This is a genomic window from Streptococcus infantis (assembly GCF_047460685.1).
Classification (GTDB): domain Bacteria; phylum Bacillota; class Bacilli; order Lactobacillales; family Streptococcaceae; genus Streptococcus; species Streptococcus infantis_AD.
In genome coordinates, this window is the sequence record NZ_JASHFS010000002.1 from 95,653 (window position 1) to 117,951 (window position 22,299).

Consider the following 22,299-nt stretch of genomic DNA (forward strand, 5'->3'; position numbering starts at 1 on the left):
TGAGAAGGCTATTTTCGTAAGAAGAAATGTGGTATAATTAAGAGATAAAGTAAAGGGGAAAATATGGCTAAATTGATTCCAGGGAAGCTTCGAATGGAGGGAGCTCAACTCTACGAAACTAGTCAGATTGAAATTATCAAAGAGAAAGACCATCGCCTCTATGCGCGTGTAGCAGATGAAGAAATTCGCTATAGCCTGGATGATGATTTGGTTTTTTGTACTTGTGATTTTTTCCAAAAAAGAGGTTTTTGTGTGCATTTGGCAGCACTAGAGCATTACCTGAAAAATGATCCGATTGGTCAGGAACTCTTGGGAAATCTGGAAAATGTGCACGAACAGAAAGAAGAAGTTGAAACTCAGGTTACTTTTGGAGGAAAGTTTTTAGAATCCATTCAAATTCCTAGTCTTTCTGAAATCTATCAGTTGTCTGCTCAGGGGCAGATTGAAGCAGGGACTAATCGCATTATTTGGACTTTGAGAGTCGGTCTTATCCAAACGCAGAAATTTTATGTAATCCGAGATATACCCCTTTTTCTGAAGGTTTTAGAAACTAGCAAACCCTATATGATTGGGAAGTTATATGAAACTTCCTTGAATATTCGTCAGTTTGATGAAAGTAGCCAATTTGTTCTAAATTTCCTTCAAGGGATTGTAGAAGATGAGGCTGAAAATGCCCTCTTTTTCCAAAATCAAGGTCGTCATCTCTATTTCCCGCTGTCTTTTTTTGAGCAGGGTGTTAGTCTGCTGATGGGCTTAGATGCATTTCAATTTGACCATCAGATTTCGAATTATCACCACCTTGTATTTCAAGATTTTGATGGTCAAGCAGGTTTGTTTACCTTTCAAATTGAAGAAAAGTCCAACTATTTTGAGATGGAAATTGTTCAACAGGTAGGACTTAATTCGTTTTATAAGGGACAAGTCTTGTTTACTAAAGGTACATTCTATCTTCTGTCTAAAGAACAAGCTAGACTTATAGAAAAATTAAAAAAAGTATCTATCGATAAAAGTGGTAGAAAGATTTTACAATTTGATACTAGTGATCGAGATCTTTTAGCTTCGACCTTGTTGCAGTTTAAAGACATAGGAGAGGTAAATGCTCCTGATACGCTTCAAATTCAGTCTTTCCGTCCTTCTTTCTACATGGAAGGAGAAGAGGACGGTTCTATTCGTTTGGATATGCAGTTTCAGTATGAAACTTGCTTAGTAAGGAATCGTAATGAACTAGAGAGTCTTCCTTTTGCTAGTGATATTCAACTGGAGAAGCAAATCTTTCAATTGGCTCTATCAGCTGGCTTTGAAGCAGATTTTTGTTCATGGCGTCAAAGTTTGAAAGCTGATGCAGTCCATATCTTCTTCCAGGAAGTTTTGCCAGCCTTTGCAGCGCTTGGAGAATTAAAGATTTCTGAAAGCTTGCAAGACCTTTATCAGGTTCAGAAGCCTCAAGTTCACATCTCATTCAAGGGAAGCCTATTAGAAATTCAATTTGATTTTCAAGATATAGATCAAGAAGAAATCGATCGAGCGATGAAAGCGCTAGTTGAGAAGCAAGATTATTACATTAGCTCTTCGAATCAGGTTTACTATTTCGATGATCAGACCAAGCGTATCCGTCAGGATTTAGAAGAATTAGGGATAGAGGACCTACAAGATGGAGCTTTTCGAGCTCGTAAATCCCTAGCTTATACCCTATCTCATCTATTTAAGGACCAGGATCAAATTTCTTTCACCGAAGAATTTCGCAATCTGGCCCATGATTTGACACATCCAGAAGATTTTCCGATGAAAGGACTGAATATCCAAGCAGAACTTAGAGACTATCAGAAAAAGGGAATTCAGTGGCTTCAGATGCTCCATCATTATGGCTTCGGCGGTATTTTAGCAGATGATATGGGGCTTGGGAAGACCTTGCAAACCATTGCCTTTTTAAGTAGTCAGGTTCAAGCAGATACCAGTGTCCTAATCCTTGCTCCATCTGGCTTAATCTATAACTGGGCTGATGAATTTCAAAAGTTTGCTCCAGATTTGGATGTTGTGGTAGTGCATGGCTTGAAATCTCATCGAGAGTCTATTTTGGCTGAAGACCATCAGATTTATGTCACAAGCTATGCTACTTTCCGTCAGGACAGTGAGATTTATCAAGACCTATCTTTTGATTTTCTCTTTTTAGACGAAGCTCAAGTCATGAAAAATGCACAGACCAAGATAGCACAAAGTTTGCGACAGTTTGTAGTTCCATCTGTTTTTGCCCTCTCAGGAACTCCAATTGAAAACCACCTAGGAGAGCTTTGGTCGATTTTTCAGATTGTCTTACCAGGCCTCTTACCTGCTAAGAAGGAGTTTATGAAACTATCAACTGAAAGAGTGGCTCAATTTATCAAACCCTTTGTCATGAGACGCAAGAAAGAAGAGGTTTTGACAGAGTTGCCTGACTTGATTGAAGTCGTCTATAAGAATGAACTGGAGGATCAACAAAAAGCTATCTATCTTGCTCAGCTGCAACAGATGCAGGAGCGTCTGGGACAGGTAAGCGATTCGGAATTTCAACGAAATCGCGTCGAAATTTTGACTGGTCTCATGCGTCTGCGTCAGATTTGTGATACACCTGCGCTCTTTATGGAGAACTACCAAGGAGAGAGCGGGAAGCTGGATAGTTTACGAGATTTGCTGGTTCAGATTGCTGAAGGTGGACACCGTGTACTTATCTTCTCACAATTTAGAGGTATGCTGGATCGGATTGAGCAAGAGCTGCCTGACTTAGGCTTGACTTCCTTTAAAATTACGGGTTCAACACCTTCACAAGAACGTCAGGAAATGACCAAGGCCTTTAACCAAGGAGAGCGTGATGTATTTTTAATTTCCCTAAAGGCTGGCGGGGTCGGTCTCAATCTCACTGGTGCCGATACGGTCATTCTAGTAGACTTATGGTGGAATCCTGCAGTTGAATCGCAGGCTATCGGTCGCGCCCATCGTATGGGGCAAGAGCAAGCTGTTGAAGTTTATCGCCTTGTGACTCGAGGTACAATTGAAGAAAAGATTCAAGAATTACAAGAGAAAAAGAAAAATCTTGTTTCTGAAATCTTGGATGGAACAGAGTCTCGTGGCAGTCTGAGTCTAGCTGAAATACGAGAAATTTTAGGGATTTCATGAGCCTATACTTGAAAAATCAAGACATTACGCTATAATGGAGTATTGAAAGGAAATAAATATGACACAAAAACGATTTCCAATAGTGGCAGATGATGAAGTCATGTTGACAGAAATGCCAGTTATGAATCTCTACGATGAGTCTGATTTCATCAGTAATATAAAAGGTGATTACCAAGATAAAAACTACTTAGAATGGTCTCCAATCACTGAAGACAAAAAGCAAGAGGAAGCCAAGCCTCTTGTAAAATCGATTGAGAAAAAAGAAAAATCCTATGCTGAATTAGCGCGTGAAGAAGCTCGCGCGGATTTGAAAAAGAAGCGATCGGCTCGATATTTGACTCAGGATGTAAGTCATACGAGACGTCAACCGAAGACAAGCCATGTGCGTCCAGCAAATCAACCGACAGCACCTTTTCAAAAGGAAAATCCAGGAGAATTTGCGAAATATAGTCAGAAGTTAGGTCAGTCTCACTATATTTTGGCAGAAACAGTTTCTCAAGTGGAACATCCAATTTCAGATGGTGAGACAAGTCATTCCAAGAAAAACAATTATGACTTTTTAAAGAAAAGCCAAATTTATAACAAAAAAAGTAAACAAAAAGAACAAGAACGTCAAGTGGCCCAAGAGCTTAACTTGACTAGAATGAGCGAATAGAGGGGAAGAAAATGGCAAAAACCTATCATTTTATCGGAATCAAGGGATCAGGTATGAGTGCCTTGGCTTTGATGTTGCACCAAATGGGGCATAAAGTTCAAGGTTCTGACGTTGAAAAGTACTACTTTACACAACGTGGACTAGAGCAAGCAGGAATTACAATTTTACCTTTTGATGAAAAAAATCTTCAAGGTGACTTAGAGATTATCGCTGGTAATGCCTTCCGTCCAGATAACAATGTTGAAATTGCTTACGCGGACCAAAATGGTATCAGCTATAAACGTTATCATGAGTTTCTTGGTAGTTTTATGCGTGACTTTATCAGTATGGGAGTTGCTGGTGCACACGGTAAGACTTCAACAACTGGGATGCTTTCTCACGTCTTGTCACACATCACTGATACTAGCTACTTGATCGGAGATGGTACAGGTCGTGGTTCTGAAAATGCCAAGTATTTTGTCTTTGAATCAGACGAGTATGAGCGCCATTTCATGCCATATCATCCAGAGTACTCTATCATCACTAACATTGATTTTGACCACCCTGACTATTTCACAAGCTTAGAGGACGTCTTCAACGCCTTCAATGATTATGCCAAACAAATTACTAAAGGCTTGTTCGTTTACGGTGAAGATGCTGAGTTGCGTAAGATTACAGCAAATGCCCCAATCTATTATTACGGTTTTGAAGCAGAAGGTAATGACTTTGTAGCAAGTGACTTGCTTCGTTCTACAACAGGTTCAACCTTTACCGTTCACTTCCGTGGTCAAGAGTTGGGCCAATTCCACATTCCAACTTTCGGTCGCCACAATATCATGAATGCTACAGCAGTGATTGGTTTGCTTTATACTGCTGGTTTTGACTTGAATTTAGTACGTGAACACTTGAAGACTTTTGGTGGAGTGAAACGTCGCTTTACAGAAAAGGTTGTTAATAATACAGTTATCATTGATGACTTTGCTCACCATCCAACTGAGATCATTGCGACGCTAGATGCTGCACGTCAAAAATACCCAAGCAAGGAAATCGTGGCAATTTTCCAACCACATACCTTTACTCGTACCATCGCCTTGTTGGATGATTTTGCTCAAGCCTTGAATCAGGCTGATGCAGTTTACCTCGCACAAATCTACGGTTCAGCTCGTGAGGTGGACCATGGTGATGTCAAAGTAGAAGACCTTGCAAGTAAGATTAATAAGAAAAATCAAGTAATCACAGTTGAAAATGTTTCTCCACTTCTAGACCATGACAATGCTGTCTATGTTTTCATGGGAGCTGGCGATATCCAAACTTATGAATACTCATTCGAACGTCTCTTATCTAATTTGACAAGTAATGTTCAGTAAGGAAGATCATGGAATTTCCAATTAAAATCAGGGAAGCACAGCAATCAGATATAAATCAGATTTGCTTGATCCAAGAAAGTATTTCAAACTCCCTAGAAATATTGAATAGAGAAATAATAGAAGAACGTATCCGCAAGCATGCGGGTACGTTTCTCTTAGCTAGCCTGGATGATCAAGGGATTGCTTATATCACTGCGACGACACCTCCTATTCCCTCTTCAAGACAATGGATGCTTGAGATCGGAGATGAGGAATTCATTAGTGAGAACTCAATCATCCTTGAAGATTTAGCTGTTCATCCAGATTACCAAGGGCAAGGCTTTGGAACCTTGTTGCTAGCAGCTTTGAAGGAAGTTACCCGTCAGCAAAAAAGACCAGGTATTTATCTGCTTTGTGAGGATGAGTTGCTGGCCTACTTTGAAATGAATGGATTTGTGGAACAAGGGATCGTAGATGGAGAAAGGAGCAGTGAAGTTGCCTTTCTCATGCGATGGCATAATCCCTATTATCAGGAGGAACTATGATTATTAGACAAGCTAGATTGACAGATTTAGATCGTATCTTTGAAATTGAACTAGAAAATTTTTCAATTGAAGAAGCCATTCCTCGTCCTGTTTTTGAAGCTCATCTGAAGGAAATTAAGACCAGTTTTTTAGTAGCTGAAAAAGAGGGCGAAATACTAGGCTATATTGAGGGACCAGTAGTCCCTCATCGATATTTACAAGACCAGTCCTTTACAGAAGACATTAAAGATTATAGCCATCAAAAAGGTGGCTATATCTCTGTGACTTGTCTATCCATTGCTAAGAAAGCTCAAGCTTTAGGTGTCGGACGAAAATTATTGACCGCTTTAAAAGATCTCGCTTTTGAGCATGAGCGTGAGGGAATCAATCTAACCTGCCATGACTATCTCATTGGCTATTATGAGAAACATGGTTTTGTAAATGAAGGAAAATCCAAGTCGACTTTTGCTGGTGAAGAATGGTATGATATGGTCTGGGAAAACACGAATTAGGCATCAGAAAGGCATCTATGGTTGCTTTTCTTTAGTTTTTGAGATATAATATTATGGATTATCAACAAGGAGGTAATACCTTTGAGCGAAAATTCTCGAGAAGAAGAAAAGTTAAGTTTTAAAGAACAAATTTTACGAGACTTAGAAAGATTGAAAAGAGAAGAAGAGGTTAACGCTACCGAGAGTGGTAAGGATGAGCTTTTCTCTGATTTCAGTAATCTTTCAAAGACAGATGAATTAGTGAAAGAGCCGTCTGTAGAAGACTTGATGGAAGATTCAGTTTCACTAGTGGATGAACTATTTGCTAATGCTCCAACAGTTCCACCACGTCCATCTTTATCATCAGAAGAACCTATTGAACCAGCTGTAGTTCCAGAAAAAGTTACACCTGCAGAACCAGCTGTGGCTCCAGAAAAAGTTACACCTGCAGAACCAGCTGTAGTTCCAGCAGAAGTTACACCTACAGAATCCGCAGTAGCTACAGAACCAGTAGTACCTACTGTAGATCCAGTTGAATCTCATGTACCTGCTCAGCCGGTTCAAGAAGAGAAAGAGTTCAATGCTAATTCGACAAGGATTCCAGTTTCTTATCGTACGAATCAGGCCAAACCAAGTCCTGCTCGAAAGAATATTAAACCTCAACTGAAACCAACAGTTCTTGCAAAAGAAACTCCAAGTCAAGAACCAGTTGCTCCAGTTGAAACTAGAACGGAGCTTCCTAGAAGAAGTCGTAAAGAATCAGTGAAACCAATCAAGAAAAAGAAAAAATCACGCTTGAAAGGATTTTTCGTAACAGTATTTGTTTTATTGATTTTACTAGGTGTGGGTGGATTCTTTGGTTACCGTTATGTCGAATCTGCACTCCAACCGGTTGATGCTAATTCAAAACAGTATGTTACGGTTCAGATTCCAGAAGGGGCCAATCTTCAGCAAATTGGTGATACCTTAGAAAAATCTGAATTGATAAAACACGGTTTTATCTTTAGCCTTTATGCTAAGTATAAAGACTACAATGATTTGAAATCTGGTTACTATAATTTGCAAAAGAGCATGAGTACAGATGATATCATCAAAGAATTGCAAAAGGGTGGAACGCCTCAACCTCAAGAAGTTGCACTTGCAAATCTTACAATCCCTGAAGGTTATACCCTTGATCAAATTGCACAGACAGTTGGTCAGCTTCAAGGAGAGTTTAAAGAACCTTTGACGGCTGATGCCTTCTTGGCAAAAGTGCAAGATGAAACCTTCATCTCTCAATTAGTTGCTAAGTACCCAACCCTTCTCGGAAGTCTACCAACTAAAGAAAGTGGTGTTCGTTATCGTTTAGAAGGGTACCTATTCCCAGCAACTTATGCTATTAAAGAAAGCACAACTATTGAAAGCTTGATTGATGAAATGGTGGCAACTATGGACAAAAACTTGTCAGCACATTACACTGCAATCAAGGAAAAGAACTTGACAGTGAATGAACTCCTCACCATCGCATCACTTGTGGAAAAAGAAGGATTGAAAACTGACGATCGCAAACTGATGGCTGGAGTTTTCTATAATCGTTTGAACCTTGGCATGCCGCTCCAAAGTAATATTGCTATTCTCTATGCAGAAGGTAAGCTAGGACAAAATATTAGCTTGGCGGATGATGCAGCAATTGATACAACAATTAATTCACCTTATAATGTTTATACAAACCTTGGCTTAATGCCTGGCCCAGTAGACAGTCCAAGTCTGGATGCAATTGAAGCAAGTATCAATCAAACTAAGAGTGACAATCTCTACTTTGTAGCCAACGTACAAGATGGTAAGGTTTACTTTGCAACGACACGAGAAGAACATGATCGAAACGTTGCAGAGCATGTTAACAGTAAATTGACACAATCAAGTAGCTCAAACTAACTCTTAGAACAAGATTTGCGATTAAATCCCTGAGTGTAGAAGAGAAACTCTCTTTTTACGGGAATGGCAAGTCACACCAGTCTTTCCGCTATGATTAGAAACGCCTGAAATTCACAAGTTTTAGGCGTTCGGAAATTACGAAAGTAAAAACTTACCTCTTATTTGAACCTGAGTCTAGAAGTGATAGAATCATTCGGTTTAGGCACAGATTTTAAAAGGTCGATACTGACTAAAATCATTTAAGGAAAGCTTTAAAAAGGCTTTGTCTTCATTGTAAAATTATGTGGTTTACCACATAATTTTGCTTTACTACCTAAAGAAATATAAATTTAATCAAAAGAAAGTTGAGAAAAATGGCAGAAAAAACATATCCGATGACCCTTGAAGAAAAGGAAAAACTCGAAAAAGAATTAGAAGAGTTGAAACTAGTTCGTCGTCCAGAAGTTGTAGAACGCATCAAGATTGCGCGTTCATACGGTGACTTGTCAGAAAATAGTGAGTATGAAGCAGCTAAGGACGAGCAAGCCTTCGTTGAAGGACAAATCTCTAGCTTGGAAACAAAAATCCGTTATGCTGAGATTGTCAATAGCGATGCGGTTGCTCAAGATGAAGTTGCTATCGGGAAAACAGTAACTATCCAAGAAATTGGTGAAGACGACGAAGAAGTATATATCATCGTGGGATCAGCGGGTGCAGATGCCTTTGCAGGTAAAGTATCAAATGAAAGCCCAATTGGGCAAGCCTTGATTGGTAAGAAAACAGGTGATACTGCTACGATTGAAACACCTGTAGGAAGCTATGATGTTAAAATCTTAAAAGTGGAAAAAACAGTTTAATAGGAATGAAAAGAAGGAGTAGATATAGGGAAAGCGCTTCCTATCACTCCTTTTCTTCATTCTAAAAACTAGAGGAGACTATATGAATTCAGAAAATAAGCACAAAAAGAAAAATAAAATGGAACGTGGGTTAACCAATCGCCATGTTCAGGTTATGGCGATTGCAGGAACGATTGGAACGGGACTATTTCTAGGAGCTGGACGTTCAATTAGTTTGACAGGTCCGTCAATCGTCTTGGTCTATATGATTACGGGTGGTTTTATGTATCTTATGATGCGTGCTATCGGGGAAATGTTGTACCAAGATCCGGAGCAACATACCTTTATCAACTTTATTACCCGTTATCTAGGTCAGGGTTGGGGTTACTTCTCGGTCTGGTCTTACTGGCTCTCAGTAGTCTTTATCGGTATGGCTGAGATTACAGCTATTGCTCACTATGTTCAGTTTTGGTTTCCATCCTGGCCATCTTGGTTGATTCAGGTTGTATTTCTGACAATACTCGGATTGGTGAATTTGATTGCCGTTAAAATCTTTGGTGAAGTAGAATTTTGGTTTGCTATGATCAAAATCGTGGCCATTCTTGCTATGATTGCGACAGGTGTCTTTCTAGTTTTGACTGGCTTTGAAACTCCATATGGTTCAGCAAGTCTTGCCAATATCAGTGAACACTTCTCACTTTTCCCAAATGGTGCTATGAACTTTGTCATGGCCTTCCAGATGGTTTTCTTTGCTTACTTGATGATTGAATTTATCGGTGTTACCACATCTGAAACCAAGGATCCAAGAAAAGTATTGCCTAAGGCTGTTAAGGAAATTCCCTTGCGAATTATCTTTTTCTACGGTGGAGCTCTCTTAGCAATCATGTCTATTATTCCTTGGCGTGAGCTTTCTGCAGCGGATTCACCATTTGTAACGGTATTTGAACTTGTTGGTCTTAAGTGGGCGGCAGCTTTAATTAACTTTGTAGTTTTGACTTCAGCTGCATCAGCCTTGAATTCAACCCTTTACTCAACAGGTCGTCACTTGTACCAAATTGCCCATGATTCACCAAATCGTTTCTTGAAAGCTATTAAGGCAGATACACTCTCACGTCACAACGTTCCTCAGAATGCTATCATTGCTTCTGCCGTATTGATTGGTTTTGCAGCCTTCATCAATGTCCTTCCAGGCGTATCAGATGCCTTTGCTTTGATTACAGCTTCTTCATCAGGTGTTTATATCGCCATCTACATCTTGATCATGGTAGCCCATCTCAAATATCGTAAGTCTAAAGACTTTATGTCGGATGGCTATCTCATGCCTCAATATCGCTTGCTAAATCCTTTAACAATGCTCTTCTTTATCTTTGTATTTGGAACACTCTTCTTACAAGAGTCAACTGTAATGGGAGCTAGAGGTTCAGCTATCTGGATTGTCGTCTTTGGAATCTATAGTCAGTGGAGATTTAAAAAATAAAGAAGTTGCTCATCAACCGAGGTTGGTGAGTTTTTTTAAGTTTGACAGTTCTTCAAAATAGGAATATAATCAAGGCGTAAGTGTCTCTGAGGAGGTTTTGATGCACATTCGATTGGAGAATACAGAGTCTCAGAAAGTACAGGAAATAGGGGATTTGATTCGCTCTTATAATCGTTCCAACAGAGAAGCAGCTGAAAGCGAGCCTCTTAATATTTATGTCGAAGATGAACATGGTCAACTCCTGGCTGGTTTAGTAGCAGAGACTTTTGGAAATTGGTTAGAAATCGAGTATTTGTTTGTGAAAGAGGAATTCAGAGGACAAGGAATCGGCTCCCAACTATTGCAACAAGCAGAAAGTGAAGCTAAGAAGAAAAACTGTCGATACGCTTTTGTGAATACGTATCAATTTCAAGCGCCAGCCTTTTATCAGAAGTATGACTATAAGGAAGTTTTTACATTGAAGGATTATCCATACACTGGACAAAGGCACTATTATCAAAAAGAGTTGTAAACGGAAAATGAACGATTGAAGAGGATGGCACATCATAATGGAGGTGGGTTAATGGATATCATACTAGATATGGGTAATGTTCTACTGGAATGGAACAAGGATAAGATTTTGAAAGCTGTAGCTAAAACTCAGAAAGATTATCTAATTTTAGACAAGGCTATTTTCCAGTCGGGGCTCTGGGAACGATTGGACCTGGGGACCTTGACTCGGGAAGAACTGGTTAATAGAGTTCTTTCCTTATTAGGGGATATCTATAAGAAAAAGGTAGAAGAAGTCATTTGGAATTGGCCAGCCTATATCGATATTTACACGGAAGTCTTTCCGCTGCTTGCACGTTTAAAGGAAAAAGGTCATCGTATTTTTGTCTTATCTAATACATCGCCAGTTTTTTATGAATTATTGAAAAACCAACTAGCACCTCTAGAAAAGATTTTAGATGGTTTTGTTCTTTCCTGTGATATCAAGGCTATCAAACCTGATCGAAAAATGTTTGAAGAAATCCTCCGTAAATATCAGTTGGATCCAGCAAATTGTGTCTTTCTTGATGATATAGCAGACAACACTAAGATGGCTGAAAGTCTAGGAATCAGAGCCTATCAAGTCAAACAGAGAAGTGACGTTGTAGATATTTTGAAAAAATTTGAATAAGCAGAAAACTCTCTATCATTTAGTTGGTAGAGAATTTTTGTTAAAAAAATCGCACAAAATGTTAGATATATATTGCATAATGTAAATTATATGATATAATGAACTTAGAAGAAGCGTAACTTTTTAAAATTATAAAGGAGGTAAGAAGTGGCTAAGAATTTAAAATTAAAACTAGCTCGAGTGGAGTTAGATATGACACAAGGTGACTTGGCAGAAGCTGTAGGTGTGACTAGACAGACTATCGGCTTGATAGAAGCTGGGAAATATAATCCTAGTCTCTCCCTTTGCCAGTCTATTTGCAGATGCTTAGGTAAAACTTTAGATCAATTATTTTGGGAGGAAGAAGATGAAAAATAGATTTTATTATTATTATCAATTACTAGACGAAAGAGAAGAGCAACAACTTCATAAAGCTGGCGCAGAGAGTTTTCATATTTCTATCGGATTGTTGTTTCTAGCTTATTTCATATCAGTGTTAGCACCAAGTCTTTTTAATCCGAGTATGATGCTCATCATTATCATTATTGGGACTTTTTATTTTTTCAACCGTGCTCGAAATCTCGGTGTGACCTACTATAGTCGTTTTCATTTTACGATTTTGGGATGCTTATTAGTGACTCTTGCAATTACAGCCATCTTGATGCTCCAGAACTACCAGTTCAATATTGAGATTTACCAGCACAATCCTCTGAACGTTAAATACTTGTCTGCTTGGATCATTACCTATCTACTTTATCTTCCTTGTGTCTTTCTTGGAAACTTTGGATTAAAAAGTTATGGTGAATGGGCTCAGAAGAAGTATGAAAAAGATATGGATAAGCTCGAGAGCATGGAATAGCTTGTTAGCTTTTTATCAATATCGAGAAAATGTGTTATAATAGTACTAATTTATGAGAAAAGAAGAAACATTTTCATCTTTTTACAAATAGGGAAGAAGGACAGTATATGTACCCAGATGATAGTTTAACTTTGCACACTGATTTGTATCAAATTAACATGATGCAAGTTTACTTCGACCAAGGCATTCATAACAAGAAAGCAGTTTTTGAAGTTTATTTCCGCCAACAGCCTTTTAAAAACGGTTATGCTGTTTTTGCAGGTTTGGAACGAATTGTGAACTACCTAGAAAACCTGCGCTTTTCTGATAGTGATATTGCTTATTTAGAATCACTTGGTTATCATGGTGCTTTCTTGGAATATCTCCGTAATCTCAAGATGGAATTGACTGTACGTTCTGCTCAAGAAGGGGACTTGGTATTTGCCAATGAACCGATCGTTCAAGTGGAGGGACCTTTGGCGCAGTGTCAATTGGTTGAAACAGCTCTTTTGAATATCGTTAATTTTCAAACCTTGATTGCGACTAAGGCTGCTCGTATTCGTTCAGTCATTGAAGATGAGCCTTTGATGGAGTTTGGTACACGTCGTGCGCAAGAAATGGATGCAGCTATCTGGGGGACTCGTGCGGCTGTCATTGGTGGTGCCAATGGAACTAGTAATGTACGCGCAGGTAAGCTCTTTGGAATCCCAGTTTTAGGGACTCATGCCCATGCTTTAGTTCAAGTTTATGGAAATGACTATCAGGCTTTCAAGGCTTATGCCTCAACACACAAAAATTGTGTCTTTCTAGTAGATACCTACGATACTCTTCGCATCGGTGTTCCAGCAGCGATTCAGGTTGCGCGTGAACTTGGTGACAAGATTAATTTCCTTGGTGTCCGCATTGACTCTGGAGATATTGCCTATATTTCTAAAAAAGTTCGTCAACAACTGGATGAAGCAGGATTTACGGATGCTAAGATCTATGCATCCAATGATCTTGATGAAAATACCATCCTTAACCTCAAGATGCAAAAAGCTAAGATTGACGTCTGGGGTGTAGGTACTAAACTCATCACTGCTTATGACCAACCAGCACTTGGAGCAGTTTACAAGGTTGTTGCTATTGAAGACGAGAATGGTCATATGCGCAATACCATTAAACTTTCAAATAATGCAGAGAAAGTTTCAACACCAGGTAAGAAACAAGTTTGGCGCATCACTAGTCGTGAAAAAGGCAAGTCTGAAGGTGACTACATTACCTATGATGGTGTCGATGTTGCTAGCATGACTGAAATCAAGATGTTCCATCCAACCTATACTTACATCAAGAAAACTGTCCGTAATTTTGATGCTGTTCCTCTCTTGGTAGACATTTTCAAGGAAGGTAAGCTAGTTTATGATTTACCAAGTCTGCCTGAAATTCAAGCCTATGCTCGTAAGGAATTTGATAAGCTTTGGGATGAATACAAACGTGTACTCAACCCACAACATTATCCTGTGGACTTGGCTCGTGATGTATGGCAAGACAAGATGGACTTGATTGATAAGATGCGTAAGGAAGCCTTAGGCGAAGGAGAAGAAGAATGAGTTTGCAAGAAACCATTATCCAGCAACTAGGTGTAAAACCAGTCATTGATGCCCAAGAAGAAATCCGTCGTTCGATTGACTTTTTAAAACGATATTTAAAGAAGCATCCCTTCTTAAAAACGTTTGTATTGGGTATTTCTGGAGGCCAAGACTCGACCTTAGCAGGACGTCTTGCCCAACTAGCTATGGAAGAAATGCGAGCAGAAACAGGTGATGATAGTTATAAATTTATCGCAGTTCGTTTGCCTTATGGAGTGCAAGCTGATGAAGCAGATGCTCAAAAAGCCCTAGCTTTTATCCAGCCAGATGTGAGCCTGGTAGTGAATATCAAGGAATCTGCTGATGCTATGGCCGCAGCTGTTGAAGCAACAGGAAGTGCGGTTTCCGATTTCAACAAGGGAAATATCAAGGCTCGTAGTCGTATGATTGCCCAATATGCCCTTGCAGGTGCTCATAGCGGAGCTGTTATCGGGACAGACCATGCTGCGGAAAATATCACAGGTTTCTTTACCAAGTTTGGTGATGGTGGTGCAGATATTCTCCCACTTTATCGCCTCAATAAACGCCAAGGAAAACAACTTTTGAAAGAGCTTGGAGCTGATCCAGCCCTCTATGAAAAAGTTCCAACGGCAGATTTGGAAGAAGAAAAACCAGGCATTGCAGACGAAGTAGCCTTGGGACTCACTTACAATGAAATTGATGATTACTTGGAAGGTAAACAGGTCAGCCCAGAAGCGCAAGCAACCATTGAAAAATGGTGGTACAAAGGCCAACACAAACGCCACCTCCCAATCACTGTATTTGATACGTTTTGGGAGTAAAAATCTCCAGTGGAGGTTTTTACCCCGAGTCTTGAAACAGGAGAACGAGGCAGGTCCGGGGGACCTTTTTACCTTCTTACCTTGAAATTAGAAAGTGAGCTACGATTATGAAAGCACTAGGTACACAAACTATAGAGACAGAACGTTTGATATTGAGGAGATTTGTGGAAACTGATGCTCAAGCCATGTTTGAAAATTGGGCTTCTAGTCTAGATAATCTAACCTATGTTACTTGGGATCCTCATCCAAATGTTGATTTTACAAAGAACTCAATAAGAACTTGGGTAGCATCCTATGACAATCCAAATTACTACAAATGGGCCATTAGTCTCAAAGAAAATCCAGAATATGTCATTGGAGATATTAGTCTGGTCAGTGTGGATGAAGAAAACTCTAGCTGTGAAGTCGGATATATCTTAGGGATGGACTACTGGGGACGAGGACTCATGACAGAAGCCTTGAAGGCAGTTTTATCATACTGTCTAGATGAGATTGGATTTGAAGAGGTTGATGCTTGCTATGCAAGTTTAAATCCCGCCTCTGGTCGTGTGATGGAAAAGGCGGGTATGACTTTTTGGAAGACGATTCCAAATGCAGTTGAACGAAAAGGTTATATAGCCGATAAAATTTATTATCAAATCAAAAAATAAGATGGAAAAGAATAACTTTTCCATCTTATTTTTTGTAATATACTTTTTAATCAAAATAAAGCAAGTCTTTGCTGGTACTTGTAAAGAGGTCGAAGCCATCCTTCGTAACAACACCGCAGTCCTCGATACGAACACCGACTTTACCAGGGATATAGATACCAGGTTCAACAGAGAAGCACATGCCTTCTTCGATAACCATGTCGTTTCCTTCCATGATAGATGGGAATTCGTGGACATCCATACCGATACCATGACCGAGACGGTGATTGAAGTACTCACCATAGCCAGCTTTTTCGATCACTTCACGAGCTGCACGGTCAACCTCATGAGCTGTTACACCAGGTTTGATAAAGTCAAGGGCAGCTTGTTGGGCTTCCAGAGTCAAGTTGTAAATATCTTTCTTGAACTGGTCAGGTTTACCAACAGCGACTGTACGAGTCATATCTGATGCATAACCATTGACCATCACACCGAGGTCAAAGAGGAGAAGGGCATTGTTTTCAACCTTGTTAGCTCCAGGAATACCATGTGGATTCGCAGCATTATCACCAGTCAAGACCATGGTATCAAAGCTCATTTCATAGCCTTCACGTTTCATAGCGAAATCGATTTGCGCAATGATATCAGTTTCCGTATTATCAAGAGAGATATTGTCAAAACCAACTTTAACAGACTTGTCGGCGTAAACACCTGCAACCATCATCTTTTGCACTTCGTCTGCTGATTTGATCAAGCGCATGCGTTGGATCAATGGAGTCAAGTTCTCAAATTCAGCAGTTTCAAAGACAGTTTTCAAACCGTGATATTTAGTCAAGATGAGATTGTCAAACTCAACTGCTACACGTTTGAAATCAAGCTGTGGCAAGGCGTTTTGGATTTTCTTCCAAGGGTTTTCAGAGTCCACGTAGCCAACTACTGGGAAAGAGACAGTGCTAGTCGCACGTTCAACCTCAAGTGCTGGAACGAAGAGAAGCGGTTCCTGATCTGCAAGGACAAAGAGGAACATCTGGCGTTCGTGGGGATCACTGTAAAAGCCAGTGAGGTAATTAATTGTGACGGGGTCAGACACGACAGCGACGTCTAGCTTTTCTGATTCAAGATAAGTTAAGATTTGTTGTAATTTAGACATATGCTACCTTCTTTCTACCCCTCTATTTTTGCAAAAATTAGGAGAAAATGCAAGGGAGAAGGGGAAATGAAGGTAAAAAAATTCCAACAGCCGAAGCAAGTTGGAATCTAAATATTAGTTAAAATCTGCTTTGCTCTTAACATCGCCATATTCTTCAGCAATTTCTTGGCTGAGAATGTCTTCGTAAGCTGGAAGGACAAGATCCTGACCGTATTTCTTTTTGAGGGCAAGAGTTACTAGGCGATAAGCGAGATTGGCATTTCGGGAGAGGATAGGTCCGTGGAAGTAGGAACCAAAGACATTTTTATAGTGAACACCTTCACCGACCTTCTCTTCATTGTTTCCATTTCCATAAACAACTTGGCCAAGCGGTTTTTGGTCATCTGAGAGGAAGGTGCGGCCTTGGTGGTTTTCAAAACCATAGTAGGTTTCATCGAATTCTTCGTTATGAATTTTAATGTCACCAATGAATCGGTTATTGGTTTGGTTGAGTGTGTAATGTCCCATGACACCTAGACCTTCGATGCGTCTTCCAGAAGCTTCAATATAGTATTGGCCTAATAGCTGGAAGCCACCACAGATAGCTAGGACGACACCATCATTTTGGATAAAGTTGTCGATACTTTCTTTTTTAGCAGGCAAATCACCAGCAATGATACTTTGTTCAAAGTCTTGGCCACCGCCGAAAAAGGCGATGTCGTAGTGATTTTCATCAAAGCTATCATGAAGTGAAACGATGTCAACTGTCACATGGGCCCCAAGCTTTTCAGCTACGTACTTGAGCATGAGGATATTCCCATTATCTCCGTAGGTGTTCATGAGGTTGCCATAGAGGTGGGCGATATTTAGTTGGTAAGGATAATTGCCGTCTTTTGAGGAAAGTGAAGTATAAACCATTAGTTCATCTCCTTTCTAACAAGCTGACGATTTGCTAGTAATTCTCGGAATTCCAGCATAGCAGTGTATGTCGCAAGGATATAGGCATGCTTGCAGTTTTGAGCTTCGATCGTTTTGAGAACTTGCTCCAGACTGCTTGTTTCAGTGATCTTGTCAGCTGGGTAGCCAGTAACACGTAGACGACGAGCAATTTCAGAATGACGAACTCCACCAGCGTTGATTTCTGGAATATCCATGTCAGTAATTTGTTCAAAATCAGCATCCCAAATCCAGCTGGTATCAATCCCATCCGCATAGTTGGCATTGAGGAGAACAGATAGACTAAATGGGTAAGGAGCTAGTTTGATCATTTCGATGGCCTGGGTAGCACCAACAGGATTTTTAATAAGAACCAGTGTGCATTCCTTGTCACCAATCTGGAAGGTTTCTTGGCGACCGAATACTGCACGACTCTTGTCAAATCCTTGTTTAATCAGTTGAGAATCAGCGCCTAGGTAACGGGCGATAGCAACTGCAGCCAGAGCATTGTAGATGTTGTAGAGACCACCGATTTGGATACCGTATTCCTGGCCGTCGATAACAAAACGAGAGCGATTGTTGGTCAATTCAACCAGTTCAGTCAGACGATAATCCAGCTCAGGACGTTTGCATCCACAATTTTCACAGATGTAGGCACCCAAGTTGGCATAGGTATTGAGCTCGTACTTAAGAATGCTATGACATTCAGGGCAGAGGATACCTTCGGTATTGTAGTGAGCCAGTTGTGCTGGTCCTTTTTCCAAATCAAAACCAAAATATTGAACAGGATTTGGAATTGCAGGTTTATAGAAAAGTGGACTATCACCGTTCAGCAGAACAGTAGCAGTAGGAACTTTTCGAATAGCATCCAAAATCATGTTATAGGTTGTATAAATCTCACCGTAGCGGTCCATTTGATCGCGGAAGATATTGGTGATGACGAAGAGACTTGGCTTGATGTAGTCACAGATACGGGAAAGACTGGCCTCGTCGATTTCTAAAACTGCAATATTTTTTCCAGTTTTTGAAGATTTTGCAGTCAAGAAGGTAGTTGTAATCCCTGTGATCATGTTGGCACCACTAGGATTGGTCAGAACTTGACCATAGACTTCGTTTAAAATACCGACAGTGAGGGCGGTTGTCAAGGTTTTTCCATTGGTACCAGTAACTACGATAATCTCGTAGTTCTTCGCTAAATGTTGTAAAATATCTTTATCAAATTGAAGGGCAAGTTTTCCAGGGAGCGTACTTCCACGTCCAAGACGACTCAAAATAAAGTAAGAAGAACGTCCAGCAAGGAGCCCAAAAGTAGTTTCTAATTTCATGTTTCTATTATATCATAAAAGCTTGAAAAGATAGATTTGAGATTTTAGAAAAAGAAAAACAGCCCAAGGAGGGCTGTTAGATACGATTAAGTTTCAACTTAAATCGCAAACAAGTCATTCAAGTTCTCAGCCAAGGTTGGGTGAGTGAAGATTTGTTTTGTGAAGTAAGTGTATGGGATATTGTTGTCCATTGCAACAGTAATGATGTTGATGATTTCTTGAGAACCTTCTGAGAAGATGCTTGCTCCAAGAATTTCTTTGGTTTCAGTATTGACAACAGCTTTGAAGGCTCCACGAAGGTCACCATTTACATGACCACGAGGCATAGCAGCAACAGGGATTTCCTTAACAGCGTATGGAAGTTTCAAATCAGCTGCTTGGCTTTCAGTCAAACCAACTTGTGAAAGTGCAGGTGTGATAAACATGGTGTTTGGCACATTGAGACGGTCTTCAAGTGTGTAGCTGCCATCACCAGCAAGGTAGCTGTAGACAACACGGAAGTCATCAAGTGAAATGTAAGTGAATTGAAGGCCGCCGTTGACATCTCCAACCGCAAAGACACCAGGAACATTTGTTTGACAATGTTTGTCTACCTTGATAGCCCCACGTTCAGTTAGTTCAATATCTGTATTTTCCAGTTGAAGTGGCTCTACGTTTGGTTTACGTCCAGTTGCGTAGAGGAGGGCATCAAAACGGTAGGTTTCGTTTTCAGTTACGACAAGGACTTGGTCGCCATCATTTTTGATTTCAGTAGTATGGATATTTTGAAGGAGTTCAATGCCGTCTTCTTCCATGTATTGTTTAGCAAGAGCTGCGATGGAAGGTTCTGCACGAGGTAGGAAAGTATCTAGAGCATCCAAGACTGTTACCTTGCTTCCGAGTTTGTTGTAAAGACCAGCAAATTCAAGACCAATGTTTCCACCACCAAGAATTCCAAGTTTTTCAGGCAATTGTTCCAAGTTTTGGATACCTGTTGAATCAAAGACATTCTTGCTTGTAGCAAGACCTGGGATTGGCAATACATTTGACACAGCACCAGTGTTGATGACAATTGTTTCAGCAGTTAATTCTTGTTTTTCGTCACCTGCTTGAATTTCGATAACCTTGTTTGAAACAAAGTGGGCTTCGGCATCAATGATATCAACGCCTGTACCAGCAATAGTAGCATAGTTTTTACCATTGAGGCGACTCGTAACCGTATTTTTTATTGCCATAACCTCGTCAAATGACAAGTCCTTTTCTGCAGCAACTAACAAGGTTTTAGTTGGAATACAACCGATATTGATACAAGTTCCACCGTACATCGCTTTGCTACGTTCAACGAGGGCAACTTTTTTACCAGCTGAAGCTAGTTTGGCAGCAAGAGTTTTACCTGCCTTACCAAATCCAATGACAATTAAATCGTATGTTAACATTTTTAAATCCTCCTGTTTGATTTTATTCTAGCACAAGAAAAAATTTTTTTCACAATTCTGCTACGGAAAATTAAAGAGACTTCCGCCTTGAGAGCAAGTCATTTATGAATATTATTGATTAATCAAATTGAAGATATTACGAATACTTAAGCTAAAAAATCGTTTACATGATTTAATCAGAGGGTCTGACTATCTTTTAACCCTCTCTTGTGTTATACTAGATAAGTTGCAAAAAAGCAGTACTTTTCTTTAGTGGAAAAGAAGCAACACGGTCTTTCATAAAAGATATGAAAGTACGTCATGACAAGAAAAGTATAAACTAAGCGCTATAGGATGGCTTCGCACCATCTTTAGAAAGAAGAATAACGTGAAATTTAATGAATTTAATCTTTCTGCTGATTTATTGGCAGAAATTGAAAAAGCAGGATTTGTAGAAGCAAGTCCTATCCAAGAGCAAACCATTCCTTTGGCTCTTGAAGGAAAAGATGTTATCGGACAAGCCCAAACTGGTACAGGAAAAACTGCTGCCTTTGGCTTGCCAACCCTTGAAAAGATTCGTACAGAAGAAGAAACCATTCAAGCTTTGGTAATTGCCCCAACTCGTGAACTGGCTGTTCAAAGCCAAGAAGAGCTTTTCCGCTTTGGTCGAAGCAAGGGAGTCAAAGTTCGTTCAGTCTATGGTGGTTCAAGTATTGAAAAACAAATCAAGGCTCTTAAATCAGGGGCTCATATCGTGGTAGGGACACCAGGAAGACTTCTTGACCTGATTAAACGAAAGGCTTTGAAATTGCAGGACATTGAAACTCTCATCCTTGACGAAGCAGATGAGATGCTCAACATGGGATTCCTTGAAGACATCGAAGCCATCATCTCTCGTGTACCGGAAAATCGTCAAACTTTGCTCTTTTCAGCAACTATGCCAGATGCTATCAAACGTATTGGTGTTCAGTTCATGAATGAACCTGAGCATGTGAAGATTGCTGCTAAAGAATTAACAACAGAACTGGTAGACCAGTACTATATCCGGGTCAAGGAACAAGAAAAATTTGACACCATGACTCGTCTTATGGATGTTGATCAACCTGAGTTGTCAATCGTTTTTGGTCGTACAAAACGTCGTGTAGACGAGTTAACTCGTGGGCTTAAAATCCGTGGTTTCCGTGCAGAAGGTATTCATGGAGATTTGGATCAAAACAAACGTCTTCGTGTCCTTCGTGATTTTAAAAATGGTAACCTTGATGTCTTAGTTGCAACAGACGTTGCAGCACGTGGATTGGATATCTCAGGTGTAACTCATGTTTACAACTATGATATCCCACAAGATCCTGAGAGTTATGTTCACCGTATCGGTCGTACTGGTCGTGCTGGTAAGTCAGGTCAATCGATTACTTTCGTCGCACCAAATGAGATGGGCTACCTTCAAATCATCGAAAACTTGACTAAAAAACGCATGAAGGGGTTGAAACCAGCGACAGCAGAAGAAGCCTTCCAAGCTAAAAAGCATGTTGCGTTGAAGAAAATTGAACGTGACTTTGCCGATGAGACTGTTCGTGGTAACTTTGATAAATTCGCAAAAGATGCCCGTAAATTGGCAGCTGAATTCAGCCCAGAAGAATTGGCAATGTACATCCTAAGCTTAACTGTTCAGGATCCAGATAGTCTTCCAGAAGTTGAAATTGCGCGTGAGAAACCACTGCCATTTAAACCATCAGGTAATGGCTTCGGTGGTAAAGGCAAGGGAGGACGTCGTGGTGAGGAGCGTCGAGATCGTGATCGCCGTCGCGACAATCGTCGTGGTGAACGTCGAGATGATTTCAAAAAAGGCAGTCGCCAAAACGACCGCTTTGAGAAGGAAAAACGTTACCGTAAGGATAATAAAAAACCACGCAATACTTCAAGCGAGAAGAAAACTGGTTTTGTAATCCGTAACAAGGGTGATAAATAATAAAAAAGCGGTTCACTGAGGTGGATCGCTTTTATATATAAGGAGACCGAGAGTCAAGAAAAGTTTCATACGAGAAAATAGATTTATATATTTGTTATCTTGTAATATTATCTTATCAAAAATTTAGGAACCTGTCAATAAGAAAATTAGAAAAAACTAGTAAAAATTTTCGAACAGTCATGA

The 22,299-nt window shown here is 39.9% G+C and carries 20 protein-coding genes; 16 read left to right on the top strand and 4 right to left on the bottom strand.

The genetic code is table 11. The features are described from left to right. Positions 1–63: 63 nt before the first annotated feature. The 15 genes from QM917_RS01355 (at position 64) to QM917_RS01425 (ending at position 15,387) form a co-directional block, all read left to right on the top strand. Positions 64–3,150, top strand: a complete 3,087-nt coding sequence (locus tag QM917_RS01355) for a DEAD/DEAH box helicase (protein WP_414284452.1) — start codon at positions 64–66, stop codon at positions 3,148–3,150. 58 nt (positions 3,151–3,208) lie between these two features. Beyond that, complete coding sequence (locus QM917_RS01360; protein WP_049528575.1) at positions 3,209–3,805, top strand: hypothetical protein; 597 nt, start codon at positions 3,209–3,211, stop codon at positions 3,803–3,805. 11 nt (positions 3,806–3,816) lie between these two features. Beyond that, positions 3,817–5,151: a UDP-N-acetylmuramate--L-alanine ligase gene (gene murC, locus QM917_RS01365; RefSeq protein ID WP_414284454.1), complete on the top strand. Its 1,335-nt coding sequence runs from the start codon at positions 3,817–3,819 to the stop codon at positions 5,149–5,151. 8 nt (positions 5,152–5,159) lie between these two features. Further along, positions 5,160–5,675, top strand: a complete 516-nt coding sequence (locus QM917_RS01370) for a GNAT family N-acetyltransferase (protein WP_414284456.1) — start codon at positions 5,160–5,162, stop codon at positions 5,673–5,675. Then, complete coding sequence (locus QM917_RS01375; protein ID WP_414284458.1) at positions 5,672–6,166, top strand: GNAT family N-acetyltransferase; 495 nt, start codon at positions 5,672–5,674, stop codon at positions 6,164–6,166. The genes QM917_RS01370 and QM917_RS01375 overlap by 4 nt, the downstream gene beginning before the upstream one ends. Positions 6,167–6,241: 75 nt before the next feature. Beyond that, positions 6,242–8,059, top strand: coding sequence for an endolytic transglycosylase MltG (gene mltG, locus QM917_RS01380; RefSeq protein WP_414284510.1), 1,818 nt, complete (start codon positions 6,242–6,244; stop codon positions 8,057–8,059). A gap of 353 nt (positions 8,060–8,412) precedes the next feature. Then, positions 8,413–8,895, top strand: a complete 483-nt coding sequence (greA, locus tag QM917_RS01385; RefSeq protein WP_000818756.1) for a transcription elongation factor GreA — start codon at positions 8,413–8,415, stop codon at positions 8,893–8,895. A gap of 82 nt (positions 8,896–8,977) precedes the next feature. Then, on the top strand, positions 8,978–10,351 hold the full coding sequence (locus QM917_RS01390) for an amino acid permease (protein WP_414284459.1): 1,374 nt from the start codon (positions 8,978–8,980) through the stop codon (positions 10,349–10,351). Between the two features lie 100 nt (positions 10,352–10,451). Continuing rightward, positions 10,452–10,862, top strand: a complete 411-nt coding sequence (locus QM917_RS01395; protein WP_414284461.1) for a GNAT family N-acetyltransferase — start codon at positions 10,452–10,454, stop codon at positions 10,860–10,862. Between the two features lie 51 nt (positions 10,863–10,913). Further along, positions 10,914–11,510 (top strand): HAD family hydrolase, encoded by a 597-nt coding sequence (locus QM917_RS01400; RefSeq protein ID WP_414284463.1) that lies wholly within the window; start codon positions 10,914–10,916, stop codon positions 11,508–11,510. Positions 11,511–11,657: 147 nt separating this feature from the next. Then, positions 11,658–11,867: a helix-turn-helix transcriptional regulator gene (locus QM917_RS01405; RefSeq protein WP_001107501.1), complete on the top strand. Its 210-nt coding sequence runs from the start codon at positions 11,658–11,660 to the stop codon at positions 11,865–11,867. Next, positions 11,857–12,348 carry a DUF6773 family protein gene (locus QM917_RS01410; RefSeq protein WP_414284465.1) on the top strand — a complete coding sequence of 164 codons (492 nt, stop codon included), beginning with the start codon at positions 11,857–11,859 and terminating at the stop codon, positions 12,346–12,348. The genes QM917_RS01405 and QM917_RS01410 overlap by 11 nt, the downstream gene beginning before the upstream one ends. A 107-nt stretch (positions 12,349–12,455) precedes the next feature. Further along, positions 12,456–13,916, top strand: coding sequence for a nicotinate phosphoribosyltransferase (locus tag QM917_RS01415; RefSeq protein ID WP_414284467.1), 1,461 nt, complete (start codon positions 12,456–12,458; stop codon positions 13,914–13,916). Further along, positions 13,913–14,737, top strand: a complete 825-nt coding sequence (nadE, locus tag QM917_RS01420; protein WP_414284469.1) for an ammonia-dependent NAD(+) synthetase — start codon at positions 13,913–13,915, stop codon at positions 14,735–14,737. The genes QM917_RS01415 and nadE overlap by 4 nt, the downstream gene beginning before the upstream one ends. A gap of 107 nt (positions 14,738–14,844) precedes the next feature. Then, positions 14,845–15,387: a GNAT family N-acetyltransferase gene (locus QM917_RS01425; RefSeq protein WP_414284471.1), complete on the top strand. Its 543-nt coding sequence runs from the start codon at positions 14,845–14,847 to the stop codon at positions 15,385–15,387. 46 nt (positions 15,388–15,433) lie between these two features. Here the strand turns inward: QM917_RS01425 and QM917_RS01430 are convergent, their stop codons facing one another. The 4 genes from QM917_RS01430 to QM917_RS01445 form a co-directional block, all read right to left on the bottom strand. Further along, a complete protein-coding gene (locus QM917_RS01430) occupies positions 15,434–16,516 on the bottom strand; it encodes a M24 family metallopeptidase (RefSeq protein ID WP_247921708.1) in 1,083 nt (360 codons plus the stop codon). Between the two features lie 114 nt (positions 16,517–16,630). After that, positions 16,631–17,413, bottom strand: a complete 783-nt coding sequence (gene gatD / locus QM917_RS01435) for a lipid II isoglutaminyl synthase subunit GatD (protein WP_414284473.1) — start codon at positions 17,411–17,413, stop codon at positions 16,631–16,633. Beyond that, on the bottom strand, positions 17,413–18,756 hold the full coding sequence (gene murT, locus QM917_RS01440; RefSeq protein WP_414284474.1) for a lipid II isoglutaminyl synthase subunit MurT: 1,344 nt from the start codon (positions 18,754–18,756) through the stop codon (positions 17,413–17,415). The genes gatD and murT overlap by 1 nt, the downstream gene beginning before the upstream one ends. A gap of 98 nt (positions 18,757–18,854) precedes the next feature. Beyond that, positions 18,855–20,171 (bottom strand): FAD-containing oxidoreductase, encoded by a 1,317-nt coding sequence (locus QM917_RS01445; RefSeq protein ID WP_414284476.1) that lies wholly within the window; start codon positions 20,169–20,171, stop codon positions 18,855–18,857. Positions 20,172–20,538: 367 nt separating this feature from the next. Between QM917_RS01445 and QM917_RS01450 the strand changes: the two genes are divergently transcribed. After that, complete coding sequence (locus tag QM917_RS01450) at positions 20,539–22,116, top strand: DEAD/DEAH box helicase (protein WP_414284477.1); 1,578 nt, start codon at positions 20,539–20,541, stop codon at positions 22,114–22,116. Positions 22,117–22,299: the final 183 nt, after the last annotated feature.

Coding starts and splice junctions, on each gene's coding strand:
- QM917_RS01355 (WP_414284452.1), top strand. CDS start 64: ATGGCTAAATTGATTCCAGGGAAGCTTCGAATGGAGGGAGCTCAACTC.
- QM917_RS01360 (WP_049528575.1), top strand. CDS start 3,209: ATGACACAAAAACGATTTCCAATAGTGGCAGATGATGAAGTCATGTTG.
- murC (WP_414284454.1), top strand. CDS start 3,817: ATGGCAAAAACCTATCATTTTATCGGAATCAAGGGATCAGGTATGAGT.
- QM917_RS01370 (WP_414284456.1), top strand. CDS start 5,160: ATGGAATTTCCAATTAAAATCAGGGAAGCACAGCAATCAGATATAAAT.
- QM917_RS01375 (WP_414284458.1), top strand. CDS start 5,672: ATGATTATTAGACAAGCTAGATTGACAGATTTAGATCGTATCTTTGAA.
- greA (WP_000818756.1), top strand. CDS start 8,413: ATGGCAGAAAAAACATATCCGATGACCCTTGAAGAAAAGGAAAAACTC.
- QM917_RS01390 (WP_414284459.1), top strand. CDS start 8,978: ATGAATTCAGAAAATAAGCACAAAAAGAAAAATAAAATGGAACGTGGG.
- QM917_RS01395 (WP_414284461.1), top strand. CDS start 10,452: ATGCACATTCGATTGGAGAATACAGAGTCTCAGAAAGTACAGGAAATA.
- QM917_RS01400 (WP_414284463.1), top strand. CDS start 10,914: ATGGATATCATACTAGATATGGGTAATGTTCTACTGGAATGGAACAAG.
- QM917_RS01410 (WP_414284465.1), top strand. CDS start 11,857: ATGAAAAATAGATTTTATTATTATTATCAATTACTAGACGAAAGAGAA.
- QM917_RS01415 (WP_414284467.1), top strand. CDS start 12,456: ATGTACCCAGATGATAGTTTAACTTTGCACACTGATTTGTATCAAATT.
- nadE (WP_414284469.1), top strand. CDS start 13,913: ATGAGTTTGCAAGAAACCATTATCCAGCAACTAGGTGTAAAACCAGTC.
- QM917_RS01425 (WP_414284471.1), top strand. CDS start 14,845: ATGAAAGCACTAGGTACACAAACTATAGAGACAGAACGTTTGATATTG.
- QM917_RS01430 (WP_247921708.1), bottom strand. CDS start 16,516: ATGTCTAAATTACAACAAATCTTAACTTATCTTGAATCAGAAAAGCTA.
- gatD (WP_414284473.1), bottom strand. CDS start 17,413: ATGGTTTATACTTCACTTTCCTCAAAAGACGGCAATTATCCTTACCAA.
- murT (WP_414284474.1), bottom strand. CDS start 18,756: ATGAAATTAGAAACTACTTTTGGGCTCCTTGCTGGACGTTCTTCTTAC.
- QM917_RS01445 (WP_414284476.1), bottom strand. CDS start 20,171: ATGTTAACATACGATTTAATTGTCATTGGATTTGGTAAGGCAGGTAAA.